This window comes from Streptomyces sp. NPDC057877, assembly GCF_042796855.1.
Classification (GTDB): Bacteria; Actinomycetota; Actinomycetes; order Streptomycetales; family Streptomycetaceae; genus Streptomyces.
In genome coordinates, this window is the sequence record NZ_JBHVMS010000017.1 from 38,864 (window position 1) to 63,194 (window position 24,331).

The window sequence follows — 24,331 nt, forward strand, 5'->3', positions numbered from 1 at the left end:
GTCTCTCCTCAGGGGGCCAGCAACTGGTCGGCGGGCAGCACGACCCGGACGGGCTGCTGGAAGCACTGTCGGGCGGTGCCCGCGGCACTCGTGCCCCACACGAGTTCGGGCTGCTCGGGGACGACGACGCCGGGCCGCACCGCCCCCGGGGCGTGGGCGGCGCGCAGGTAGGCGTCCTTGGTGTCGAAGAGGTGGGTCCAGTCGAGGTTGTTCCAGTCGTCCGCGCTGGTGCCCGGGGTGTCGGGCGCCTTGTAGCGGCGGCCCCACAGGTCCGGGGTGGGCGGGTCGCTGAGCGCCGCGTCGGGCGGGTCGTCCACGCCGAACCGGGGCTCGGTCGGCTGCTCGGCGATCACGAAGCACCAGGCGGACGCCTTCAGCTCGGTTTCGGTGAGGTCGAAGCCCACCATGGCCGTCTCGGGGTCGAGGCCGCCGCGGAAGATCGGATGCCGGGCACCGGCCTCGTCGGGTTCGGTGCCCAGCAGCGGGGCCGCGTAGATGATCGCGCCGGGGTAGCGGCGCAGCAGGGCGCTGCGCAGCAGCAGGACCACCCGGTCGGGCGGGGCGGTGAGATGGGCGCCCAGCGGCAGGGCAGGGTTCCAGGTGTGCAGGGGCGGCAGGTCCGTTCCGTGCCCCCAGAACGACGCGAAGCAGGTGCCGCGCTGGTCGGTCGGGTACTCGCGCCAGCGCAGCTCGCGCGCGAGCTCGTGGTTGAGGCCGACCATGTACGCCGCCACGAAGGGCGCGTTGGTGAGGGCGAGGACCGCCGAGTCCGCGGGGATGTGCTCCAGCCCGCCGAAGACCCATTCGTCGGACTGCTCGGACAGGGGCGGCCACATGGCGTCGGGGAAGACCGGCGCCCACTGCACGGGCGCGTCCCCGGCGCCGCCGGACGGCCGGTCGACCCGCGAGTCCACCACCGCGGGCACGGTGACCGAGGGGTCCGTCAAACGCACCACCGCGCTCTGGGAGCTGCCGGTGGGGAAGGGGTCACGGGGTGGGACCGCCGGGGCGTCCGTGGGCGCGAGGACCCGGTCGTGCGCGGAGACGACCATGTCCTTGACGTCCTCGGGTCTGGCGTCGAGCACGGCGGGTGCGGGCAGCAGGTCCTGCTGCCGGTCGAGCAGGCCCCCGCCGGTGAAGGCGTCCAGCGGGAACCCGTTGTCGGCGTGCCAGCCCGCCACGAGATCCTTCAGGCGCTCCGGCTCCCAGGGGTCCTGCTGTGGGCCGGGGCCGTCGCCGACGACGCGGATCTCGCCGTAGCAGTCCGCCCACCACTCGCCGGACGCGTTGTTGGGGAGGGTGTCCCAGTCCCAGTTGCCCGGGCAGCCGCCACGGAACGTGCCATGCCGGAGGCCGGACCGCCAGGTGCCCGTGAACACGCCGTCCGAGGAGAGGTTGGCGCCGTCCCAGGTGCCGGTGCACACGCCGCGCCACACCCCGCGTTCCTCGCCGCACTCCCAGGTGCCCGTGTACAGGGCCAGCCAGGTGGCGTCGCCGCCGCCAATGCCGGGGTAGTTGCTCCAGGTGCCCTCGAAAACGCCCCGCCAGCTCCCCGACCGCTCGGGGCCCGCCTCGAAGGTGCCGGAGCACGAGCCCCGCCAGCGGCCCGCGGGCTCGCCGCCCTTGCCGCCGACGCCGTCCCACGGCCCGCTCCACGAGCCGGTGAACCGACCTGGGGGTGTGCCCGTGGCCGTCGCCTGGGTGAACAGGCCGAGCCCGGCGGGCGCGGTCCTCGGGGGTGTGGTGGGGAAGACCAGATCACCGTGCTGGTCGACCCTGGTCCTCGTCAGGTAGTCCCGGGGCGCCTCCACTTCGGGCAGGGCGCCGAGCCGGAAGACACGGTTGAGGGCCACGGCGGGCAGCGGCTGGGTGGCGGCGAGCTGCTCGGTGCTCACGGCCCGCCGCTGGTCACGGGCGATCGCGTCGGCCGCGACCCGCCGCCAGGCGTCCGGCGCTCCGTCGTCGGGCGCGAACACCTTCCGTACGGCGGCCAGTCGGTCCGCCGCGACGACGTGCTCCGGTGCGACGGCGAAGGCCACCGTGCCGTCCGGGTCGCGTCGGGGCACCGCGAGCCCGGCCGGGGCGACCTGGGACAGCACCGTGGCGAACGGCGGTGGCTGCGGCCCGTCCGCCGCCCGCCCGGCGATCAGTCCCACCCGTCGGCTGAGCACGCCCATGGGACGCACCGCCCGGTGGAACACCGTGGTGGCCATGGCGTTCGGCAGCAGACTCGCGCGGACCGACGCCCACAGGGTGGTGGCGCCGCCCGGGGCGATCCGGCTCTGCAACGGCGTGGCCAGGCGCAGCACCTCGTCCGCGGAGAGCGGCCGTACATGGCGCAAATGCATCCGCCCCGCGACCAGCCGGGCGAACCGGGCCAGGTCGAGGAACCGGTTGGCCGCCCGCACGTCCGCCAGCTGGCGCCACGCGGAGGCCATGAGGGCCTCCTGGTCGGCCTGGACGGCTCGGGTGCCCAGCCCGGCCGCGACCCGCCACCGGGGGTCGAGGTTGAGGGCGTCGAGCCAGCCGGACGAGGCCGGGTCGGCACTGTCGCGCAGGGCGTGGAACCCGCCGTACAGCGGCGGCAGGACGTCCGGGTCCTCGTCGCCGGTGCCGTCGCCGACCGGGACCAGCGCGTCGGCGAGCCGCCGCTGCCACTGTGCGCTCTGCTGACCGGTGGGCCACGGGTCCCGGGCCAGGGTACCGGGGGCACGCAGGGCGCTCTCCACCTCCTGGACGACCGGGCCCGGACCGTCGGCGAACAGTCCCGGGCGGCTCACGTCCAGCGGCCGACGACCCGCGCGTGGCGGAAGCGGGTGTGCCTGCAGCCGGGTGGCCAGCGTCTCGAAGTCCCCTGCCTCACCGGTGGTGAACGTCCACGAGAAGTAGACCGGCAGCTCACAGCGGGTGCCGGGGGTGGTCACCCACGAGGGGGACAGGGTGGCGCCGGTGGTCGGTTCGCCGAGTCCCGCCAGACGGCCCACCTCGAAGGACGGGACCAGGCAGGCCGTGTAGCCGGTGTGGGGCAGCAGTCGGCGCGGCGCGAGCAGCCGGGAGACCGACCGCCGCGGGTCGCTCTCGTACCCGGGGAGCGTCTGCGCGTGCGCCCACAGGTGCAGGGTGGCGGGGTCGGGCAGTTCGGTCCCGTCGACCTCCAGCACCGGCAGCGGTACGCCCGGTCTCCGCCGCGGTCGGCCCTGCGCGAGGGGCACGCAGACCAGGGCGAGCCAGGGGCGCAGATGTCCGGCCGGGCCGGGGGCGAGCGGGGTGAACAGCCAGGGCAGTTCACTGCGCTCGAACTCCAGCAGCGGGAAACGGGTCGTCTCCGCGTCCGGTGTGCCGGGCAGCGGGAAGACCCGCACGATCTCGTTGGGGACGATCGCCCGGACGTCACCGGGCCCGTACAGCCGCAGCGCGGGCACCGGGACCGGCCGCCCGGGGCGGCCGTTCACGGAGGCGGTCGCCGCGAGCGAGCCGCGTACGGGGGTGGTGCGGATCAGGTCATCGGCGTCGGTCAGCGAGGCCGCCGCACCGGCCCGGTCCCAGGAGGCGAACGTGTACGCGGTCATGGCCTCACCTCGTGCGCCGGTACGACCTGGAGCGGCCCGGACCGGCCGGTCACGGTCTTCAGCTGGGCGGTGGCTTCGGTGAACGTGGACTTCTTCAGGAACTCGGTCTCCGCCTTGAGCGTGCCGATGTGCGCGATGGCGTACTCGCGCGCCTTCAGCACCGGCTCGCGCGGGGGGACGGCGTACCGGCTGCGCAGGCGGTGCACCAGGCTGCGGCCGACGGCCCCGTGGGGGAGCGCGGCGCTCAGGGCGGCGGCGGTGATCGGCCAGGAGGGCCTCAGCGTGGGCGTCGCCCCGCCCAGCCACTTCGTCTCGTATTCAACCGGCACGGTGTACCGGGTGGCGTTCACCGCCGTTGCTGGCGGCGTCAGTTCGCTGCCCGAGCGCAGCCGTTCGAAGGCGGGCTGGGTGAGCTTCTCGTCGTCCGTGAGGTCGAAGAAGTCGGCCCGCGCGAAATCCTCTGTGAGCGGCTGTACGGTCCCGGACCCGGCGGGGAAGCTGACCGCCACGTCGAAGACCTGACCAGCCTGGTCCGGCGGCTTGGGCAGTCGGCCCGGGCCGAACCGAACCACGGGCGTCCCGAGCGGTACGACGCGCTGGCTGAAGCGCAGTCGGCCGAGCGGGTGCAGCAGACGGTCCGCGGCCCCCACGTCGTCGGCGCGCAGCGAGACCATGGCGCGGGCGCCCTCGGGCAGCACCGGCTCCCAGGAGCGCGGATCGTCCAGCGCCCGCTCCAGGGCCCGGCAGACGTCCGGGGGCGGCGGGGCCTTGGCCTCACCGGTGCAGTTCCAGCGCTCGTCGAAGGGGAAGCTGACGTCGAAGAAGAGGAACGACACACTGGCCCGGCCCGCGATGTTCCAGCACGGCGTCGGCCCCTCCACACGGACGCGCAGCCCGACCGAGCACAGCGTCTCCCCGGCGAAGCGCAGCGCGAAGGCGCCGCCGAGGTCGAGCACCACGCCGAAGCTGGGCTCCCAGCGCACCAGCGCGTCGAAGAACAGCCGCCCGGACACGCCAGTGCTCCGCGAACCGATGACGGCGGACAGCTCCGCTCCGGCCTGGACGGTGCCGGGGGTGAGCGCGAAGTACCCGGAGAACACGACCTTCAGCAGAGGGCTGTCCGCCAGCGGGACCGTGAGCCGCTTCGGCGTCGGAAAGCCGTCGGGCGGCGTGTAGCGGGGGTGGAAGCCGCCCGCGCTGAGGATGAACGTGGCGTCCTGCCCCGTCTTCACCCGCAGCGCCAGCCCGCCCTCCACCGACGATGTCAGCAGCCGCGAACCGGCGAGGTTCGCGTTGACTTCGACCAGGCCGTTCGGGGCGTCGACGACACCGGCGATCGAGGCCCGCAGATCGAGGACGGGAGCCTGCGGGGCGGGCAGCGCCACCCGCAGCCGGCCGAGGAGGGCGACCACCCCGGCGGGCAGATCGAGGACCACCCCGACATCGGCGGTGACGAAGGAGACCGGGCGGCCCCAGCCGATCCGGAACATCGGCCCGATCACCGTGTTCCCGGGCCGTGCCGGGAAGACGGCGCCCAGCGTGGCCAGGATGCGCGGCGCCGCCGCGGCGGCGTCCGCAGGGAAGAGCAGGTCGTCCAGGTGACCGGCCTGCACGACGGCCGCCAGACCGTCACGGTCCAGGGCGCGCCCGATGCCGAGCAGCCCCCCGACGGCGTTGAGCGTGAGGGCGAGACCCAGTTCGACGGGCGGGGTGAACTCGGCGCTCAGCGCCACCAGCACCGACGGCGGACGCGGTTGCAGAATGCCGTAGGCCCTCACCTCCACGACGCCCAGCGACAGCGAGAGCGCGCCCCGGTACTCCCCGTCCCGCTCGCCGAGGAACCCCCCGCCCCTGGCCGGTCCGACGGCGAGGGTGAGCCCGACGCCCTTCGGGGCGACCGGCGTCGCGGTGTAACCCCCGCCCGTCGGGCGCACTTCGAGCGCCGCGTCGTCGACCGCCGCGTCCGCGACGCCGAGCAGCGAGGCACGGAAGGACATGGTGAGCCGGAGCCCGCCGTCGTGCGCCGCCACGTACAGCGACGGCGCGCGCAGCCCGGCGGGGGCCCGGTGGACCGGCAGCGCGACGCCCTTGCCGCCGCGGCCACCGCCCTCCAGCCGCAACCCGTCCTTGTCGAGCCGGGCCCCGAGGGAGCCCTTGACGACGACACCACCGGGGACGAGGAGCTTCAGCAACTCCTGGCCGGTGAACGCCAGTTCCACGCCGTCCGCGCGGAACGACAGCGCGGCCGTGTCCGGCTGGGCGGCGGGCAGCGAGAGCGTGAGGCTCACCCCGTCGCGTACGTCCAGACCGGGCACCAGCGGGAACGGGCCGCTCAGCGTGAACCCGACGTCGATCGTGTCGGGCACGACGGTGCCGAGCGGCTTCACCTCGCCGGGGCTCGCGAAGACCACGTTCCTGATCGTCAGCGACCAGTCCGGCGGGGCTTTCCGCAGCGCCGCCCGCAGCACCTCGACGAGGACCGGCCACAGGTCGCCCTGCGGCGCCACGTCCGGCAGGGCGAGCCGTGTCAGCAGGTCGTCCGGGGTGAGCGTGGGCGACGAGAGCCCGAGGGCCTGCGCCAGCCGCTCCCTGCGCTCGGTCTGGGACATGCCGGGGAGGAGGGGCAGCAGGGGGCCGAGTCCCGTGCGGAGCTCGGTCGCCAACTGCGGCAGCGGCGCCGTCATCAGCGGGCCGTGAGGGGGCGGGGCGGGTTCATGTCGTCGGTGCCGATCTCCGCCCGTCGACCACCAGAGGTGTGCGGTCCGTCAGAGCGGGTGGGGGGTCGAAACGCGTCCGACGCTAGCGCCGGGGGCGGCGCCACGAGCGGCCGGAAACCGCCTGCCGGAGCCGGTCCGGCACGGAATTCACCCAGCTGGCGCCCGCCCGCCCCGGGACGGTCACCCACTTCACCGCCTCATATGACGCTTCAACAACTCTAAGCGCCACGAGCCGCCCACGGTAAGCACACTGCTCCGAGTGGCGCACCCCGGAGCGCGGGTTCACGCTGAAGAGGGGGCCACCTGACCGTGACGGCCATCAAGATCCACGCACCTCCCCACGAGAAGGACACCGGGCATGGCTGAGAACATCACGAAGGCCCAACGAAGTGACCTCAGTACGCTGATGGAACAGGCGTCGAAGCGCAGTTCGACCATTCCCTACGAGGGATACAGCCGCGAGGACGGGAACATCCCGGGGAACATCCTGGTGGTGGTCTCCGAGGACACCGTCTACTCGTTCGCCAACTCCGACGTCATGGAACGCGAGCGGCTCGGCGAGGACCGGCTCAGGGTGTGGGTGCGGGCGGGAGCCACCGCCTTCCGGATGAACCGCGTGCGGACCGGAGAACCCCCGGACCCGTTCACCGTCGCCATGGAGAACATCGCACCACCGGCCTCCCCCCGACGCGCGGGAGACCCCGGTCCGGCGGGCGCGGCGGCGGCCACCGAGCAGATGGAGCACCTCGCCCCACCGCCGTCCGACAACCTGCCGGGCGCCCCGCGCTACGCGGGCCCGGACATCGCCCAGGCGGAAGGCCTCATGGTCCTCCCTGCCCTCTCCACCGTGGGCAGCCACTGGACGGGACGCTGTGTGGGCGGCGACACGTTCGCCAACAACTGCGCGCACTTCCTGTCGGACGCGTTCATCCGCGCGGGATACACGGAACTCGCCAACGCCAACCCCTACATCAACGCCCGGTGCTACACCCCCGCCCGTCGGCCCATCCGGGCACGGGAGATGTGGGCCTGGTTCCAGCACCGAGCGGTGCGCACGAGCTACACACCGACGCCGCACACGGGATGGTGGGCCGTCTTCCAGCTCGACGAGTCCGTGTACTGGGGCGGCCACGTCCTGCTGCTCGACACCGACACCTGGACCTACTACGGGACCGGCTACCACGGCTCGTGGCGGCAGTACCTCTACCAGTGGTGAGAACCCGAGACAGGAGGCAGAGATGACCCTCACGGCCAACGACCTGGCGGTCGACATCCCCCTGACACTGTTCCGCGATGCGCCGCTCCTCGGGGTCGACCTCGCCGTTCGACGCGAGATCTTCGGACGGTCGGCCCTCTGGATTCCCGTCGCGGTCTCCAATGAGCGCGGTGGTCGGCGGACCATATACGAGCTGACGATGAAGCAGCCCACCATGACCGGCATCTACGTCGTGGATCTGCACATCGTGAAGGAGTTCCTCACCCGCACCGCCGAACGGTCGTACGAGCAGCAACTCGTGTCCCGCGACGGTCAGGTGCTGTTCTCCGGAGCAGGGGAACTGGAAGTGATCGAGGAGCGCGTCGGCTACGGTCACATCACCTTCAACGGCGAACTGGGGCAGTGGGCGTCGGTCCTCGTCGGCCTCGATCCGGGTCCGGCCCAGATGCGCAAGCCGTGGATCCTCTGGAGTTGCATCCAGCTCTAGCCAGGAGACCATCCAGCGGATCCTGGACGGCGCCGGTCCCGAGGTGCGCGCGATCTGCGGTCTGATCTGGGAGTCCAAGGTGACCCAGAAGGCGATCGGCGCCGAGCTCGGGATGACGTCCCGGATGGTTGAGGGACACATGGCCCGCCTGCGCGCCCGCGCGAAGGTCATGGCGTCCCGGGGCGAGATCGAGGCCCTGTACGGCCGTGCCGCCGCCCGTAAGGCGGTTGGCCAGTGAACAACGGCAACGGGCTCGACCTGCGTACCGCGCTCCTGCTCCTGGCCAGCGGGATCGCCACATACATCGCCCTGCTTCACCCCGCGGTCGGCGTCGCGCTCCTGGTCGGCGTCGGCGTGGCGGGCCTCCTGCACCTGTTGCTCAAGTAGTGCCCGGGCCCGGAATCCCTCTGGGAGTCCCGGAGTCACACACTTCGGGACTCACGCAGGCGACACCGTGACCAGCCCGCCCAACAGCCGCTTCGCCGCATAGGGCGCCATGTTGCGCTGCGTGTTGCGGTAGAGGTTGCACCGAGTGTTGCGCTGCGTGTTGCGGTAGGGGTTGCGTCGGCCTCCACAGCGCTCCGGAGTTCGCCGAGGCCACCACGGCGTGCGGCGTGGTCGGGCCGCTGATGTCCCCGTTGCGACCCCCTTCGACCATGCCCTGGCTGGAGTTTGAGACTGAGGTGCGGGATACAGCGACATGGCTCGGCGGCCTGGTGGCCGTGTCTCGTTGACGAGTTCAGCGTCAGCTCCCGCCCCGTCGGAGGGCCGTTACTTTGCGGTTCTGACCTTGCGTAGGGCGGCCTGTGCGGCCCAGTATCCCGACATACCGTGTGCACCGGCTCCAGGAGGTGTGGCGGCCGAGCAGATGAAGACCCCGTCGACTCCGGTGGCGTAGGGGTGCAGCGTGACGCGGGGACGGAACGCGAGCTGCAGCGGGTGGTTGGAGCCCGCCACGATGTCGCCGCCGACGTAGTTGGCGTTTTTGCGGGCCATCTCGGTGGTGCTGCACACGGCCGTGCCGCGGACACGGTCGCGGAAGCCGGGTGCGAAGCGCTCGATCTGGGCGACGATTGCCTCCGTCGCGTCCCCGGTGTAGCCGGCCGGCACGTGGGCGTAGGTGTAGAACGGGTGCACGTCGTCGAGGGACCGCGACGGGTCGGCGACGTACTGCTGCGCTGCCAGGACGAATGGCCGGTCCGGCATGCGACCGCGGGCGACGGCCATTTCGGCTGACGCGATCTCCTCGAACGTCCCGCCGACGTGCACCGTGCCGGCGTGCCGGCTCGGCTCGTGCGTCCATGGCACACCGCCCTCGACGGCGAAGTCGACCTTGAAGGCGCCCGGGCCGTGGCGGTAGGCGCGGTACGCGCGCGCGATGCGCCGGGGGAGTCGGTCGCCGATGATGTCGGCCGCGGCGCCGGGGGCGGTGTCGAGCATGACGAGGTCGACGGGTCCGAGCTCGTCGAGGCTGGTGACTGTGCGTCCGGTCTCGAACAGCACGCCCCGCTGCTGCGCTGCGGCGATCATCGCCGTGGAGATGGCGGCCGAGCCTCCGACGGCGGCACCCCAGCCGTACCGGTGGGCGGCGGTGCCGAGCGCTACGCCGATGGCGGACGACGCGAGGGCGTCGAGCGGGCGGAAGGCGTGCGCGGCGAGCCCGGCGAGCAGGGCGCGGGCCTCGTCGTGGTGCCAGCGTCGGGCCAGGAGCGAGGCGGGTTGCCCGGCGTACAGTCCGAAACGGGCGAGGTGGAGCGGATGCCTTGGGACGTGGAGTACCGGCTGCAGAAACTCGTCGGCGATCGTGTCGAAACGGTCGTTCAGCGAGCCGAACACGCGGGTCCAGGTGTGGCCGTCGCGCCCGCCGAGGTTGCGGCCGGTCTCCTCGACCGAGCGGTAGGCGGCGGCGCCGCGTCCGTGGTCGAGCGGGTGGGAGTACTGCACGGGCGGCTCCACCCAGGACAAGCCGTGCTCGGCGAGGTCGAACGCCTTGGAGAAGCGTGTGGCGATCGCCAGGGGGTGGATCGCTGCGCACACGTCGTGGACGAGTCCCGGAAGGGTCAGTTCCGCCGAGCGTGTGCCGCCCCCCAGGGTGTCGGCAGCCTCGATGACACACACCCGGATCCCGGCGTCGGCCAGTACGAGCGCGGCCGCGAGGCCGTTGGGACCGCTGCCGACGACGACAGCGGTCGTCACGATGTCTCCTCGTCCCGGCTCACGGCTGATGCGCCCGTGGACGCGGTGGTGGTGCGCAGACGCGGTTTGTCGAACTTGCCGACGGGGTTCTTCGGCACCTCGTCGATGAAGGTCACCGAAGTCGGCAGCTTGAACTTCGCGATCCGCTGCCTCAGGAACGCGACGAGTTCGTCCTCGTCGAGAAACGCGCCGCCCTTCAGGGCGACGAACGCGACGGGCTCCTCGCCCATGACGGGGTGGGGACGGCCGACCACCGCGGCCTCGAGGACGGCGGGGTGTGCGTGGATGGCGTGCTCGATCTCCTGGGGGTAGATGTTCTCGCCACCGCGGATGATCATGTCTTTCACCCGGTCGACGATCCGCAGGTAGCCGTCCTCGTCGAGGACGCCGACGTCGCCGGTGTGCAGCCAGCCGCCTTTGAGGGCCTTGGCGGTCTCCTCGGGCCTGTTGAGGTAGCCGCGCATCACGGTGGGCCCCTGGACGACGACCTCGCCGCGCTCGCCCCGCGGCACCAGGGTGCCGTCGGGGGCCATGACGGCGACCGTCTGGCCGGGGAGGGCGAGGCCGACCGTACCGGGCTTGCGGACACCGTGGAGCGGGTTGCTCGTCGAGGCGCAGGTGCCCTCGGAGAGGCCGTAGCCCTCGATGAGCACCACGCCGAAGCGTTCCTCGACCCGACCGATGAGTGCGGCTGGCATCGGGGCCGCTCCGCAGGCGACGAAGCGCAGCGAGCTGGTGTCCGGTTCGACCTCGGCGGGCAGGTTCGCGAGCATCGTGTAGATCGCCGGGACTCCGGAGAAGAAGGTGGGACGCGCGGTCTCGAGGGTCGCGAAGAAGGTCTGAGGGTCGAAGCGGCCGGCGATGGTCGCCTGCCCGCCCGCGCGCAGGGGCGACAGGACGCTGACCACGATGCCGTTCACGTGGAACAGCGGCAGGATCAGCAGGCTGTGGTCGTGCTCGTCGAGCGCCAGCGCCTCGACCATCGCCGCGGTCATCGCGTCGAGGTTGGCGTGGGTGAGCTCGACGCCCTTGGGGCGTCCGGTGGTGCCACTCGTGTAGACGAGCAGGGCCAGGGCGTCGAGGTCCGGTTCGGCCGGGCCCACGTCGACTCCTGCACCGGGCGCGGTGAGGTCCTCGGGCGCGAGCGTCGTGACGCCCTTAGGCGACAGGCCGTCGTGGGTGACCAGCACGCGCGACCCGGAGTCGGCGACCTGGTACTCGGCCTCACCACGGGCCAGGGCGGGGTTCACCGGTGTGACGGCGGCACCGAGGCGCCAGGCGGCGAAGATCGCGACCACGAGGTCCGTCCGGTTCGGCAATCGGACCGCGACCACCGCGCCGCGAGCCACTCCGTGGGCCGCGAACACGCAGGACGCTGCCTCGACCCGTGCCGCGAACGCCTGGTTGCTGAGCGTGCCGACGGTCTCGTCGGACAGACACGGGCTGTCGGGCCGGGCGTCGGCGCGCGCCGAGGGAAGAGATGCGAAGTGCATGGAACGTCCTTCGAGGGTAGGGGCCAGCCGGCGAGGGGTCAGACGGGTGTCTCGTCGGACCGGTTCGCGTTCGCTCCCAGCGGCTGCCGACGGTGGTAGCCGGCGGCGGTCCAGGTGACGTTCAGCGGAACGGGGCCGCCCGGCAGCCACGGCTGCTGCGCCACGCAGTCGGCGACCTTCCATGTGCCCCGCTCGACGACGCCCAGCGCGGCGTCGATCACCTGGTACTGCTGGGTGCGCCGGTGGATGGGCTGGGACTCGACCCAGGCCACGACCAGGTCGCCGGGCTCGAGGCCGAGGCGCTTTTGCACGGCCGCGACGAGGCGGGCGTCGTGCATGTGGCCGTCGCCGAAGTTGAAACCGAGGATGGTGTTGCACACGAACTCCCCCTCGCGGACGGTGCGTGTCTCGAGGTCGTCGAGGTGCGCGTACAGGAGCGAGAACAGGCCGCGCCCCTGGCTGTGCATCGAGCGCCAGGCGAGTGCCTTCTGCAACGTCATCTCGGCATCGTCACGCTCGTACGGAGTCGGGACCATGCGCTGCAGCTGGTCGATCTGGTTCTCCACGCCGGGCAGCTCGTTGAGCCGCTCCTCCACACCGGGCTTCATCGCCCACACGGCCGAGGCCCAGTTCCCGGCGTACTGGCGCATGGAGGGCAGGAAGGAGACGAGGTCGGGACGCAGGTTGCCCAGGACCGGCCCGAACATCAGCAGCGCGAAGACCGGGACGAGCAGGAGCGGCTCGGAGAAGTTCCAGATGTTGTACGTGCCGGGATCGAACCCGACCCACAGGACGATCGCGATGAACCCGAAGAAGACATTCCACTCCAGGGGGACGGCGATCGGGAACGTCGAGGCGATGAAGACGTGGAAGGCCAGCATGCACAGCGCGCCGATCAGCGCCACAGTCGCGCTCGTCGTGAGCAGCAGGATGACCGGGACGATGATCTCGACGGCGGTGCCGCCGACGTGCGCCATGAACCAGGCGACGCGGGAGGGGCGCAGATCGTTCGGGGCGTCTCGGTAGTGCAGACGCTTGACGGCTCGTCCTGGCATGGCCGGGCTGTTGGAGACCATCGGCGGCACGACGTTCTCGAAGTGGGCACCGAACTTGGACACGCCGGCGCCGATCCACACGACGCAGATCACGATCTTGAAGACCACGACGAGGCCGATGAAGTCCGCGGTGCTGCCGACGGTCCCCAGCAGCGCGGAGAACAGCATGATCGGCAGGTACTGCTCGGACCGGCCAGCCAGGAAGACGACCTTGTCACGCAGACCCATCAGGGGCATGAGCACGAGAACCGGAAGGAAGCAGTGCGGCGCGATGAGCTCCTGCGTGCCGGTGCCCGCCGGAAGGAACTCGCTCGGCACAGGCTCGGCCCGCGCGGCCAGCGGATAGGCGAGGCTGGCAAGCACACCGACGAAGAGCGCGACGTCGAACCAGGTGCGCTCGTCGCCGCCGGTGAACGGCACGCGGCTGCCCCAGGGCGCCATGCGGAGGGTGCCGGGACGGATCCAGTACCGGACGTTGCCGATCATCGGGCGGAAGTGGCCGCACAGGGGACCGAACGCACCGCCGAGTCCGATCACCTCCAACAGCATCAGCCACACAGCGAGCTTCTGGTACACGACGATGTTGTGGTACCAGCTGCCGATGTCGGTGAACTCGATCCCGGACGTCGCCGACGCGATCCAGATGCCGACGCCGAAGTAGAGGCCGAGCATCTTGATGATGTACACGATGTGCAGCACGCGCGGTGTGCCGAAGCCGTCGTCGACCCAGTGGGCGCTGAGGATGCGAACACGTTCGCGCAGCGGAAGCCTCAGGAACACCGTCGGCTCGACCGGCTGCGGAGACGGTTTGATGAATCCCAATGGGTGCTCCTCGTGGTGGTGGCCCGGGCGGCACGCATCGGTCACTGCCCGCCAGGGTTGGCACGCCGTCGGCTTCCGAGGCCGCGTCACGCGATCCGGACGCACGGACTTTAGGGAGACGGGAAGACCTGGGACACTGTGCGCGCGAACCAAAAGAGCGGGGAGGGATTGGTCTCCGTACCTCCCGCTTCTGGCTACCGCTCCCCTACACCTGTGCCCGGGGACCAACACGGGCTGAAAGGTCAACCATGGATCCCTGGGCGGACCGCGAGGACATCGCCCGCCGTGCGGCCGCCCGCGTCGCCGACATCGCCGCGGCCTCCAGCACGCAGCTCGACGAGGTGGCGCGCGTGCTGCAGGCCGAGCTCGCCGAGTCGATCTCGGAGCTTCGCGGAGACCAGCTGATGCTCGACCTCCTCTACGCGAGTGTGGAGAGCAACGTGAAGACGTTCTTCCACGTCGCGCAGTACGGGGTCTCGGTCGATGCGGTGGAGGCGCCGTGGCCGGCCGTCGAGTACGCGCGACGCCTCGCGCAGCGCGAGATCTCCTCGAACGCCCTGCTGCGCGCATACCGCCTCGGTCACCGGCGCGCCCTTGAGTGGGTGGCCGGGGAACTGGCCGGCGTCGAGCCGGACGGCAGGATCTCCTTCGCGGCGTTGCAGATGCTCCAGGACGCCGCCTTCGCCTACATCGACCGGGTTTCCGAGCAGGTCGTCAAGGCGTACGAGACCGAGCGGGAGTGGTGGCTGGCGAATCGCAACACGATCCGCACGGCCACGCTGAGCGCGCTCCTCGCCGGAGACGAGATGGATGTGGTCGCGGCGGAGCAGGTACTTGGCTACCGACTCCGCCAGGAACACCTTGGACTCGTCCTCTGGGCGGACGAACGGATGACATCAACCGGCTCGCTGGAGCGTCTCGGGCAGCTGACCAGCTCCATAGCCCAGGAGGTTGGTTCGCAGTCCTCGCCGCTGTTCGTCCCGCAGGACCGCTCGCTCGGCTGGGTCTGGATACCACTGCAAGCAGACACGAGCATCGACCCCGACCGCCTGACCCGAGTCCTCGGTGAGGCAGGAAGTGAAGTGAAGGCCGCGGTCGGCGCGGTCGGGACAGGAATCGCGGGCTTCCGTGCGACACACCGCCAGGCCCTGCGAGCTCACCAGGTCGCCGTCATCGGGGCCGAACGGGCCCACCAGATCACGTCGTTCACCGCTCCCGGAGTCAGGGCGGCCGCGGCCCTCGCAGGCGACCTCGCCCTCGCCCGCGACCTCGTCACCACGATGCTCGGAGGGCTGGCGCAGGACGACGAAGGTGTCGCACGGCTGCGGGAGACTCTCACCGTCTTCCTTCAGCAGAACCAGAGCTTTGTCGCGACCGCTGCGAAGGTCCACCTGCACAAGAACACGGTCAAGTACCGGGTGGACAAAGCAGTACAGCTGCGGGGGCGGCCGATCGAGGAGGACCGGCTCGACCTCGAGCTCGCGCTCGCCGCATGCCGCTGGCTCGGACCTGCCGTGCTCACCCGATCTCCGTGATCTCGACCGGATCCCCGTACAGCTGAGGACGAATTGGTCCACGACCACGGCGCCAGCCGCTCATTTTGTTCTGTCCGACCGACGACTTCTTCGTCTGCACGAGCGAGTCTGGGCGCCTCGCCACGGTGGAGGTCACGCTGTCAGCACCGCGAGAACCACCAGCACACGGGCGTGCTTCGCGAGGGCTCCCGGCTCCTCCGGGACGATCGCCGCAACGTCCATGACGCCGCGGTGGCGCGGCGACTGCCGACGTGACGCGCATTCGCGGCATGGACCAGCGCCCACCGTTGGAGCCCCATCCATCGCCTTGGACATCATGCAGGACGACACAGCGAGACGAGGAGTGCACCATGGCCGAGCCGTTCGACGGCACGTTCACGACGTCGGAGGAGTGGTTCGACTCCGGCGGCACCCGCTGCGCCGCGCGCGTCTACCGGCCCACCGCTGCAGATCAGCCGTCGCCCGTCATTGTGATGGCACACGGCTTCGGCGCGGTGCGTGCGCTACGGCTCTACGCCTACGCCGAGCGCTTCGCCGCCGCCGGATACGCCGCCGTGGTCTTCGACTACCGCAACTTCGGGGAGAGCGAGGGTGAGCCGCGCCAGGTCCTGGACATCGCGATGCAGCACGAGGACTGGCGCGCCGCCCTCCGCTACGCCAGGTCACTTGAGGGGATCGACCACACCCGAGTCGTGGCGTGGGGTACCTCGTTCGCCGGCGGTCACGTCATCACCATCGCCGGCCAAGGAGAGCCCCTCGCCGCCGTCATCGCTCAGGTCCCGCACGTCAGCGGCCCGGCAGCGGTGAGGTCGACCGGCCTGCGAGCCGCTCTCAGGGTCACCATGCCGGGGATGCGTGACGCGATCGCCTCCCGCCTCGGTCGTGAACCCGTGTACGTCCAGAGCGTCGGTCTTCCCGGCCGCACCGCGATGATGACCTCGCCGGACGCCTATCCGGGCATGCACACGCTCCTCCGTGAATCGGGGCTGAAGGAGGACGCCTACCCCCACACCGTCGCAGCCCGCATCGCGTTGAAGATCGGCCTCTACTCGCCCCAGCGTTGGGCCGGGAACATCCAGTGCCCGGCCCTGGTCCAGATCGTCGCGCAGGACGCGATCACTCCCAAGCGCGTCGCCGAACGGGCAGCAGGCAAGATGCGGCACTCCACCGTCCACGTCTACGAGGGTGGCCACTTCGATCCCTACGTCGAGCCCCTGTTCGCCACCGTCATCGCGGACCAGATCGAGTTCCTGCACCGCCACGTCCCTTCTCTGCCGAAGAAGCGCGCGTGAAGTCTGTCCCGCTCTCGTTGCCAGCTCTCCTACGAGGCAGGGCGATCGCAATGGGCAGGCATCACCCGCATGCCCCTGAGGGACTCGCACAAACGGTCCGTGAAACGGCGCTCAGCACCGGTCTCCTCCGTAGGGCGAGCTGCTAGGTAGCTGTTCCAGTCGCGGGCCTGCTCTGCGGGTCCACTGCAGGGCTGCGCTGATGCTGATGCCGAGGGTGTCACTGAGCACTGACGCGGGCAGGTCCGCGGCCAGCGCGAGCACAGCGGTGCTCCGGCTGGGGCGGCCGGGCAAGCAGTGGAGACGCATCTTGCGCGCGAGGGCCGGAGCTGAGTGGTGAGTTCCAGCGGCGTAGCCGGGCAGAAGCCAGCCCGGACGCGGCGTGATACGGCCCACCGCCGAGATCGGCTCGGTGCGGTCGGCCTGACGCTGCAGAAGCTGGCAGACGGCGGGCGGCAGCGGCACGGGACGCTCACCAACGCGCGGATGAGGCGTGCTGCCACCCGTGAGGTCCGAGCGCATGAGAACAGCGATGCGTGTGATCGGCATTCCGTACAGCAGCATGAGGGCCCCGGTCACCCGCACATCCAGGGGCAGCGCCTCGTCATGCAGACAGCGTCGCAGGCGCGTCCAGTGCTCGGACTCGCTCCACCAGCCGTAGGGTTCATCGCGGGGGCGGTCGCTGATCCAACATCGGTGCAGCCGCCGGATGCTGGGCTGCGCGGGGCACCCACGCTTCAGCCGCCACGGATCCTCCCGCCACCCCGGCGGCCCCATCTCGTGGCGGCGGGCGCGCACGATCGCACCCCTCCAGTCGTTCAGCGGGCTGCCGTGGTCAGCCGCAACCTCGGGTCCCAGCCATGTGCGGCCTACCAGCTCGCCCAGCCGGTGACAGAACGCATCGTCGGCGCCCCGCGCCCGAGGCTGCATCCCGCCGCTTGCCCGCCAGGCCACCTCGGCCATGGCCGGCTCCAGCAGCGCCTGTGCCACGGCCGTCACCTCCGGGAAGATCGCCGGTTCCCGGCCGACGACCCGCCACCACTCAAGCCGTGATCCCGCGTTGCCGCCCGCCAAGTGGTGCAGACGGCGCGGCCAGACCTCCCCCTGCTCCCAGTACAGAGCCTGCTCCCACCAGCGGGCCACCACCGCATGCGCCAGTGTGAACGCCTGCGCCGGCTCCACCCCGGCGCGCACCGCACGCCGTGCCACGCCCGGCCACCGCCGCTGCGCGGCCACCACCTCCGGCAGCAGGCGCAGATCGAGGTGTTCCAGCGGCTGGTCGGCGTCCGCGTCCAGCAGCCAGCGCCCGTGCCGCAGGCAGACCCGCTGCCGGCGCGGCAGATACCGCACCGCCCGCACCGCCTGCCCGGTGCGCCGCGCTGTGCACAAGCGGCAGCCGAACGCTGCTTCCCCCGCCACCGCGGCCGCCACCCGCCACCGGGCCTGCGCCAGGGAGGCGTCCCGGCTGTTGCTGATCTTGGGATCGTCCACCGTGAACGACAGAAGAGCGCGCACCAGCACCACCGGTTCCACCCCGCACAGCTCGGCGAGGACACCCCACCCGGCCCCGTTCAGGACGACCTCCGCATCTGCCCTCACACCGCCGCCATCGTGCCGGCTGGAGGAGTTGCGGCACGCCCACAGCCGCATCACGCTGCTGGCTGTGAGACCGTAGCGGGCAGCCACCCGGCTGATCAGCGACGCGGTCAGCTCCCCGGCCAGCGGCACGGTTCGCAACACCCCTGCGGCCACACCTCACCCCCGATGCCTTCCTCGGCTCGTACAGTGACCTGAGTCGAAGCACGATAGGTACCACCATCGCGAGCCGCTGAGCTGCGACTTCACCCGGATGAAGCGCCGTAGCTGTCACCGATACGGCGCGCTACCTGTCACCAATCGTGGGCAAAGCAGGGTTGATGTCACCGCCTCCAGCCGCCGCTGCCTCAACTGTCCTGGTCGCGTCAGGTGCATTCGTTCACTACATACGGCAGCATCTCTGCGGCTTCAGCCTCGCTGTAGTCGTACTCTCGGAGTTGCTCCAGCGCGGCAGCCATGTCGGCGTTTCCATCCGCGTATGCACAGACGCGCTGCTGCTCCTGCTCCGTGAGACCCGCCCACCGATGCTCCACGGCCTTGAGATCAGCTTTGCCGACTGACGGCGAAGCCGAGGTGGAGGAGGCCGCGCCCTCCTTCGAGGAACAGGAGACAAGGGCTGAGCAAAGAACTAACAGGACGGCGGCCAGGCGGCGCATGAGACTCCCTCCGAGGTACCTCAAAGGACTGTATCCAGTGCCAGCCCTGGAAGGGCGGGTTGAGACGCGCAGCATCGTCCTCCGCCGGCCCGCTTCGAGGTCTTGGCACGCCCACGGCCGCCCCGCAGCCTCGCCCAGCAGGCAACGCAATGAGAGCCCGACGGGCCTCAGTGCGAGCGGGCACCGGTAACCGAACCAAAGCGCTCTGTCCGGCTGACTTGGTGACAACAAGCTGCCTCGCTAACGCCTACCGTGCTTCGGCTCATGACCGGGTGTGACTGAGCGCTTCAGTTGGCGAGTTGAGCGTACGGGTCCTCATCACGGTGCGAGTCGCCACTCGGAGTGCTCGGCCTGGGCTACTGCATGATCGTGCGCGGCAGGTGTGAGGGCGTGCTGACGCAGCTGTAGACCTGCAGGGTGTAGCCCCGTCCGATGGTCATCATGGTGGGATTGAGCAGACTCCGGTAGGGATCCCCAACGAGCTTCGCCGTGTCCAAGGCCGCCTCGACCGGACGCCAGCTGCCACTGCCCCCATCCCACTCGCTGCTGTCGATAGTGAGCAGTGCCTCCAGAGGCCCGCCGCACTCGCCGCACTTCCGTTCCTCATCCTCGTCGGACTCGGCCGGGTCGCGGAAGGTGAAGGGAGCCGGCCACCCACCCGCCTTCCAGCCGGGGGCAACGGACAGATCACTCTGGTAGCTCACGGACTGTTGTGCACACCAGTCGTACACGCGCTCTTCCAGGGCCTGCTCCAGCAGATGGCCAGGCGGGAACTCCTGCACTGATTCAGGCTGGAGCAGGCATGGCTCCGGTACGTGGTCGTCGCACTCGACATATGCGGGCTCGGGAGGAGTGCGCAGGACCTCCTGAACGTCCGAGGCCCGGCGCCATCGCAGTTGCACGTTGGCCGAGCACCCCTCGATGCCAAAGCCCGGTGCCCACAGCACCTGCAGCAGATCCGTGCCTTCCGGGAAGGCCAGCGCGGGCACATCGCGCGCGTAGAGCTGCACGAGCGGGATCAGCGGCTGCGGGCCCGTGGGCAGCAGCGCCGGGTCATGCCCCGCATGCAATCGCTCCACCGTCTCGCTCTCCTGCGCGGACAACAGGTTCTCCCGCGGGCCGCGCGGTCGCGCCCACGCTTGGGTCAGCAAAGCCCGCACCTGGTGGACGTCTGCCAGACTCTGCACGGGCATAACCGGCGGGTAGCCCGGCTCATCCTCTGGCCAGGGATCGTCTGCCGGCCACAGCAGCGGCCCGCCCACCGAACTGGCGTGGACGGTCGGTGTTCCAGGCGTCGGGTGCAGACGGGTGGTCATCCTGGCCAGGCCGGCCAGCTCCGGAAACGCTGCAGTGATGTCCAGCGGCCGCGGTGGTGTCGTGCGCGTCATGTCCTCTTCCTCCCGCCCATAGGGGCAACGCCGCATCCAAGCACGGCGCGCCGACAGCCCTGGCGGCACGGTCGTTCCAGAGCTGGCCGCGGTGGCTTGTCCAACTCGTCGTCCGATAACTACTGCGAAGCCGCAGCGGAGGACGAGCCAGGGCAACAGGGCAGTCCCGCCCAGTGAACACGGGCGGAATCAGGCAGGCCGGATTGGCGAGCTAAATGGTCCAGCGACGTGTCGCACGGGTTGCACCAACCGGTCGGCGAAGTGCCAACCACTTTTTCCCAGCACACCAGCCGCCTAGGCCATCGTGCTCAGCTCGCCAACTCTCGCGCCCACTCGCCAACTGAAGCGCTCAGTCACACGAGCAGGTCCGGTCTCCCGGTCGCTGCCGGGTCAGTAGTCGAGGTCGAGGTAGTCGATGTCGTTGAGGGTGACGTCGGAGAGTCCCATGGCGCGGGCTCCGCCGTCTTGGAAGTAGATGTCTTTGAATCCTTCGGCGATGATCTGGCGCATCTGCTGGTCGCTGGCTCCGGCGTCGCGGGCGTCGAAGAGGCGCTGTGCGTAGGTGGGGGGCAGGTGGACGGTGAGGCGGCGGAAGCGTCCGTCGTCGGTGGTGCCGATGGGTGCGGTGTAGCCGAAACGTGCCCTCGGCGCAGTAGCCGACCTGCTGCGCCGGGGCGGCGGAGGGTTCCGGGGCGGGTGAGGAGTCGGTCACCCGCCCCATCCTTGCGGGGCTGGCGGGGCGTGAGGGGCCGATTGCGCCGAAGTCGCCCCGCCGGTGCAGAAGGCGTCTACAGCGCCCGCAGGGCCAGCTCCAGGGCAGTGACGAGGTACAGCCCGTACGCAGCGGCGCCGCGTCCTCGGGACTGAGGACGGCCCGCTCGACGCTCGCGGCGAGGACCACCGGATCGAGGTAGCCCTGCTCGCTGAGGTGGAGTTCCTTGCCCCAGCCGCGCAGCAGCCCGGTGGCGTAACGGTGGACGGCGGTGCTCAACAGATGGCCGAAGTTCTCCCGCAGCGGCGGGTTCACCACCTCCTCGGGCAGACTGCGGGCGGCGAGCCGCCGGTGCAGCAGGTGCTTGTCCGTCTTCCACGCAGCGGGCAGGCGGCGTCCGAAGCGGACCATGTCCGCGTCGGTGAACGGGGCGACGACCCACAGCCCGCGCCGGGCCATGAGCGGAGTGGCGACCTCCAGGGCGATCAGCGCGGTCTCCGGCGCCACGGTCGCCGGGGAGATCCCCATGTCCACCTCGCTCAGCAGGTCGCGCACCAGGACGGCGCAACGGGCGTCCGTACGGGCGAGCCTGTGGTGCGGCGGATACCGGCGACCTCGTCGCCGCCGAACCCGGCCGCCACCGTGTGGATGCCCCGGGCGCGCAGGGCCTGGGCGAGCACGTCGGCGGCCTCCAGGTGCGGCTCGTCCAGCGGGCTGACCGCCTCCGCCCGGGCGCGGCGCAGACCGCCTGGGGACAGCACCGGATGGTCAGCGGCCCGCACTGTCACATCGGCGGCGAACCCGGTCTGCTCGATGACCGCCCGCCGCCGCGCCTGCTGCTGGGGTCCCGCCTCGCCGCCGATGAGCATCGCGCACGGCGTGATCGCTCCCGGGTGCGCGAGGGCGAGGGAGATGGCGAGGTTGGTGGAGTCCATGCCCCCGGACATCTGGGCCGCCGTCTGCTCCGGCGCGACGGGCCGCTTGGCGAACACGTGGTCCGTCAGGGCCTCGAAGGCGGCGACGAGTTCGGCCTCACCGACCTGGTCGGCGAGCTCGCCAGGCTGGGTGTGCTCGGCCGCCGCCGGGTACACCAGACGCAGCCCCCCGGCATCCGCGTACGCGGTGGAGCGCTCCGAGAGCCGCTTGACCGTGGTGAACAGCGTGTCGTGGCCGTAGCGGGGGAAGCCGATCAGCAGCCGCATCACCTCCCTCTCCTGAAGCCGGTCCGCACCGAGGCGGTCCGAGAGATCCATCAGCTGCCACGACCCGGTCAGCCGCCCGTCGTCGTACGACAGGTACAGCGGGCACACCCCGCCGAGCCCGGTCGTCAGGCGGAGCCCGTCCGGGCCGATCTCGATCCAGATGCCCTGCAGCGGGAAGTCCTGGCACTCCTTCACCGCACGGCCGTACACCGCGGTGTCCACACGAGCCGGGGAGATCGAGCGCAGCAGCGAGGGGCGGCCAGCGGCCCTCTCCCGTACGACGAGCAGCGTGCGAGTGCCATCGGTGACCGCCCGCGCCTGAAGTGCCGGGTGGTCCAGCGGTCGGACACGGTCCGCACCACGGCCCCACCCCTCTTCCTCGCCGCGCCATTCCCACGGTCCCGAACCGGTCCGCAGATCGGCCGACAACGTCAACTCGACCGGCCGCGCGTCTAGCTAGAGTTGGGCTGCATGCGCATTGGTAGCACTCTCCTGGGCATAGCCGTGATCGCTCTCGTCACCGCAGGCTGCGTCGGGTCAGGATCGCATGACAACGCTTCCCGCCCTGCGGACACTGCGCCGCCGACGAGCGGCAAGGAACTTCCCATCGCGATCACCTCGGCTGAGCCTGGACTCCTGACGGTGAAGACGCTGCTCGGCGCTCTGCCGCCGGAACCCACCGACGACGCCGCGTTCACCGAACGGGTGCTGTGGACGATGCGTAAACATACCGTGGCCATGGCCGGGATACCGGGGAAGACCAGCGCCACGTGCGAGGGCGACAAGGTGAGTGAGGAGCCGGGTGTGACCACACGGTGCACGGTCACCTACAACGGCGTGAAGGTCCCCTGGTCTGTCCGTTTCGACGAGCCGGCCGGTGACTTGAAGCCGTACGAAATCACTAATGCGGGCCAGGCCGTGCTGACGGCGAAGTCTGTCTACGGCGAGTTCTGGAAGGAGTACAACGGGGTCAGCAAGCACCTACGCTGCGGAAAGGTGCCGGACTTCGAACTCGTCGCATACGGCCAAGACACCGGTCACCGCTGCCAGTACGCCTCGTCCGTCGACGGCAAGGCCCAGTGGGTCAATGTCCCTGTGAGCATGGGCGAGCACGGGGTCATCTTCGACAACGACCGCCCGCCGGAGTCTCCTTGAGGTGGTTGACATGAAGGGCCAGGAGCGGGACGGAAGCAAGGGACGGTGCGAAGTCACAGCCTCGAACCTGACGTCCCATCCGGGGGCGACTCCTTGCATCAGCAGTTCAGCGAAGGCGGCGGACATCGCAAGGCCGGTGGACTCCTCCAGCCAGCCCCACTGCCCGTTCGGGTTCAGCTCCAGCCACCACAGGCCGCCGGTCTTGTCCACGGCGAGATCGAAGCGCCCCGAGACCAGCCCGAAGTGATCCAGGTAGGCGAGGAGAGCCTTCTCCACAGCAGACCTACCTTCCCTGACCTGGCCGTGGACGGGGGCCCGAGCCAACGACCCCATCCGCCGACCGTTGCGGCTGTCGAGGTGCCCGTTGCCCCTGCACCCCCGTTCTGGTGAGCACGTTCCGCCTCTGACCGCGCGGGTCGCGCGGGCGAGCAACCAGGGCGGCACGACGGCGATATGGGTACGGGGTCGGCTGGACGGGCTGGGACGCGACGAGGACTTCGCGGACTGGTACCCCAGGGACGGGCTCCGGGACTCTCGCCCGCTTAGCTTGCCACCGTCTGTGTGCTGCAGTTCCTGTTCGGGCGGCCGCCGAGTCGGTCCGCTGCCGCATCGACTCCCCATACGCCATGGCCATGGAGCTGGACGATCCCGGATTCCACCACAGCGTGCTGGGCGACTTCCGCGATCGTCGCGCCGAGGACGGCCATGCCCACCGCCACCTCGGCCACGCACTGGCCCGCCTGAAGGAGGCCGGACTGGTGCGCGAGCGCACCACGCAGCGCACCGACTTCACCCTGTCCTGGCCACGGTGCGTGATCTGACCGGCCTGGAACTGGTCACCGAGGCGGTTCCCGCCGCACTCGAAGAGGTCGCCAGCATCTCTTCTCACCTGCTGGACGAGCTGGTGGATGCCCTGCCCGGCACCGGGCGCTCCGGGCCGGTACCGAGGCCAGGGTGGGTGCCGAGCGCGTTGAGCAAGGCGACGGCCGCGCCCCTCTCAGGCCGACCGCTTCCGGCGGCGCCCGGCGGGTTCATGGGTGAGACCGCCAGGGCGGCACCCGCTGGGCGGGACGCCACCGCGGTCGAGCGTGCGCTGCAACGCGAAGAGCTGCCCGATAGAAACTCTTTGTCGACAAAGTTCCCGTGAGCTGCGTCACTTGCGCGGCGTGCAACCCGTGAAGGTCTTGTGTGCCCATATGAAGATCACATAAGAATTCCCCGCCGCTGGCTTCAAGTGTGGGGG

General features: G+C 70.7%; 18 protein-coding genes and 3 pseudogenes. 9 read left to right on the top strand and 12 right to left on the bottom strand.

All coding sequences use genetic code 11. The annotated features are described in order from the left end of the window. Window positions 1–8: 8 nt before the first annotated feature. Window positions 9–3,569, bottom strand: a complete 3,561-nt coding sequence (locus ACFVQG_RS37130; protein ID WP_383392643.1) for a hypothetical protein — start codon at window positions 3,567–3,569, stop codon at window positions 9–11. Further along, window positions 3,566–6,253 (bottom strand): DUF6603 domain-containing protein, encoded by a 2,688-nt coding sequence (locus tag ACFVQG_RS37135; RefSeq protein ID WP_383392646.1) that lies wholly within the window; start codon window positions 6,251–6,253, stop codon window positions 3,566–3,568. Before ACFVQG_RS37135 ends, ACFVQG_RS37130 begins: the two co-directional genes overlap by 4 nt. 391 nt (window positions 6,254–6,644) lie before the next feature. On the opposite strand from ACFVQG_RS37135, the gene ACFVQG_RS37140 reads away from it, so the two are divergent. Genes ACFVQG_RS37140 through ACFVQG_RS37155 form a run of 4 tightly spaced genes read left to right on the top strand, consistent with a single transcriptional unit; the run spans window position 6,645 to window position 8,376 of the window. Then, the gene (locus ACFVQG_RS37140; protein WP_383392649.1) at window positions 6,645–7,502 is read left to right on the top strand and encodes a hypothetical protein; all 858 of its coding nucleotides are present in this window, start codon (window positions 6,645–6,647) and stop codon (window positions 7,500–7,502) included. 22 nt (window positions 7,503–7,524) lie between these two features. Next, window positions 7,525–7,989: a hypothetical protein gene (locus ACFVQG_RS37145; RefSeq protein WP_383392652.1), complete on the top strand. Its 465-nt coding sequence runs from the start codon at window positions 7,525–7,527 to the stop codon at window positions 7,987–7,989. Window positions 7,990–8,032: 43 nt separating this feature from the next. Then, a complete protein-coding gene (locus tag ACFVQG_RS37150; RefSeq protein WP_383392655.1) occupies window positions 8,033–8,227 on the top strand; it encodes a hypothetical protein in 195 nt (64 codons plus the stop codon). Next, entirely contained in the window at window positions 8,224–8,376 is a 153-nt protein-coding gene (locus ACFVQG_RS37155) for a hypothetical protein (RefSeq protein ID WP_383392658.1), read from the top strand. Before ACFVQG_RS37150 ends, ACFVQG_RS37155 begins: the two co-directional genes overlap by 4 nt. 384 nt (window positions 8,377–8,760) lie before the next feature. Here ACFVQG_RS37155 and ACFVQG_RS37160 read toward each other — a convergent pair whose 3' ends face one another. The 3 genes from ACFVQG_RS37160 to ACFVQG_RS37170 are packed head-to-tail and all read right to left on the bottom strand — an operon-like array spanning window position 8,761 to window position 13,555. Next, window positions 8,761–10,185, bottom strand: a complete 1,425-nt coding sequence (locus ACFVQG_RS37160; protein WP_383392661.1) for a phytoene desaturase family protein — start codon at window positions 10,183–10,185, stop codon at window positions 8,761–8,763. Next, a complete protein-coding gene (locus ACFVQG_RS37165; RefSeq protein ID WP_383392664.1) occupies window positions 10,182–11,678 on the bottom strand; it encodes a class I adenylate-forming enzyme family protein in 1,497 nt (498 codons plus the stop codon). Before ACFVQG_RS37165 ends, ACFVQG_RS37160 begins: the two co-directional genes overlap by 4 nt. Window positions 11,679–11,716: 38 nt before the next feature. After that, window positions 11,717–13,555, bottom strand: a complete 1,839-nt coding sequence (locus ACFVQG_RS37170) for a DUF3556 domain-containing protein (protein WP_383392666.1) — start codon at window positions 13,553–13,555, stop codon at window positions 11,717–11,719. A 248-nt stretch (window positions 13,556–13,803) separates the two neighbouring features. Between ACFVQG_RS37170 and ACFVQG_RS37175 the strand changes: the two genes are divergently transcribed. Together ACFVQG_RS37175 and ACFVQG_RS37180 are read left to right on the top strand one after the other, a co-directional pair. Continuing rightward, entirely contained in the window at window positions 13,804–15,090 is a 1,287-nt protein-coding gene (locus tag ACFVQG_RS37175) for a PucR family transcriptional regulator (protein ID WP_383392669.1), read from the top strand. 350 nt (window positions 15,091–15,440) lie between these two features. Next, complete coding sequence (locus ACFVQG_RS37180) at window positions 15,441–16,382, top strand: alpha/beta hydrolase (RefSeq protein ID WP_383392672.1); 942 nt, start codon at window positions 15,441–15,443, stop codon at window positions 16,380–16,382. A 111-nt stretch (window positions 16,383–16,493) separates the two neighbouring features. Here ACFVQG_RS37180 and ACFVQG_RS37185 read toward each other — a convergent pair whose 3' ends face one another. The 6 genes and pseudogenes from ACFVQG_RS37185 to ACFVQG_RS37210 all read right to left on the bottom strand — a co-directional run bounded on the left by ACFVQG_RS37185 (window position 16,494) and on the right by ACFVQG_RS37210 (window position 22,362). Then, window positions 16,494–18,119 (bottom strand): hypothetical protein, encoded by a 1,626-nt coding sequence (locus tag ACFVQG_RS37185; protein WP_383392675.1) that lies wholly within the window; start codon window positions 18,117–18,119, stop codon window positions 16,494–16,496. A gap of 221 nt (window positions 18,120–18,340) precedes the next feature. Beyond that, the gene (locus ACFVQG_RS37190) at window positions 18,341–18,631 is read right to left on the bottom strand and encodes a hypothetical protein (protein ID WP_383392678.1); all 291 of its coding nucleotides are present in this window, start codon (window positions 18,629–18,631) and stop codon (window positions 18,341–18,343) included. A 356-nt stretch (window positions 18,632–18,987) separates the two neighbouring features. Beyond that, entirely contained in the window at window positions 18,988–20,019 is a 1,032-nt protein-coding gene (locus ACFVQG_RS37195; RefSeq protein ID WP_383392680.1) for a hypothetical protein, read from the bottom strand. A 390-nt stretch (window positions 20,020–20,409) separates the two neighbouring features. After that, a pseudogene (gene tpg / locus ACFVQG_RS37200) lies at window positions 20,410–20,667 on the bottom strand (telomere-protecting terminal protein Tpg); the annotation flags it as partial. Window positions 20,668–20,905: 238 nt separating this feature from the next. Beyond that, a pseudogene (locus ACFVQG_RS37205) lies at window positions 20,906–21,259 on the bottom strand (asparagine synthase-related protein); the annotation flags it as partial. 11 nt (window positions 21,260–21,270) lie between these two features. Beyond that, window positions 21,271–22,362, bottom strand: coding sequence for a hypothetical protein (locus tag ACFVQG_RS37210; RefSeq protein ID WP_383392683.1), 1,092 nt, complete (start codon window positions 22,360–22,362; stop codon window positions 21,271–21,273). A 42-nt stretch (window positions 22,363–22,404) separates the two neighbouring features. Here ACFVQG_RS37210 and ACFVQG_RS37215 point away from each other — a divergent pair, with 42 nt between their 5' ends. After that, entirely contained in the window at window positions 22,405–23,088 is a 684-nt protein-coding gene (locus tag ACFVQG_RS37215) for a hypothetical protein (protein ID WP_383392758.1), read from the top strand. Window positions 23,089–23,178: 90 nt separating this feature from the next. Here ACFVQG_RS37215 and ACFVQG_RS37220 read toward each other — a convergent pair. Continuing rightward, window positions 23,179–23,364 (bottom strand): annotated as a pseudogene (locus ACFVQG_RS37220) (ATP-grasp ribosomal peptide maturase); the annotation flags it as partial. A gap of 356 nt (window positions 23,365–23,720) precedes the next feature. Here ACFVQG_RS37220 and ACFVQG_RS37225 point away from each other — a divergent pair. Further along, entirely contained in the window at window positions 23,721–23,909 is a 189-nt protein-coding gene (locus tag ACFVQG_RS37225; RefSeq protein WP_383392686.1) for a hypothetical protein, read from the top strand. Further along, the gene (locus tag ACFVQG_RS37230; RefSeq protein WP_383392688.1) at window positions 23,897–24,235 is read left to right on the top strand and encodes a hypothetical protein; all 339 of its coding nucleotides are present in this window, start codon (window positions 23,897–23,899) and stop codon (window positions 24,233–24,235) included. The genes ACFVQG_RS37225 and ACFVQG_RS37230 overlap by 13 nt, the downstream gene beginning before the upstream one ends. Window positions 24,236–24,331: the final 96 nt, after the last annotated feature.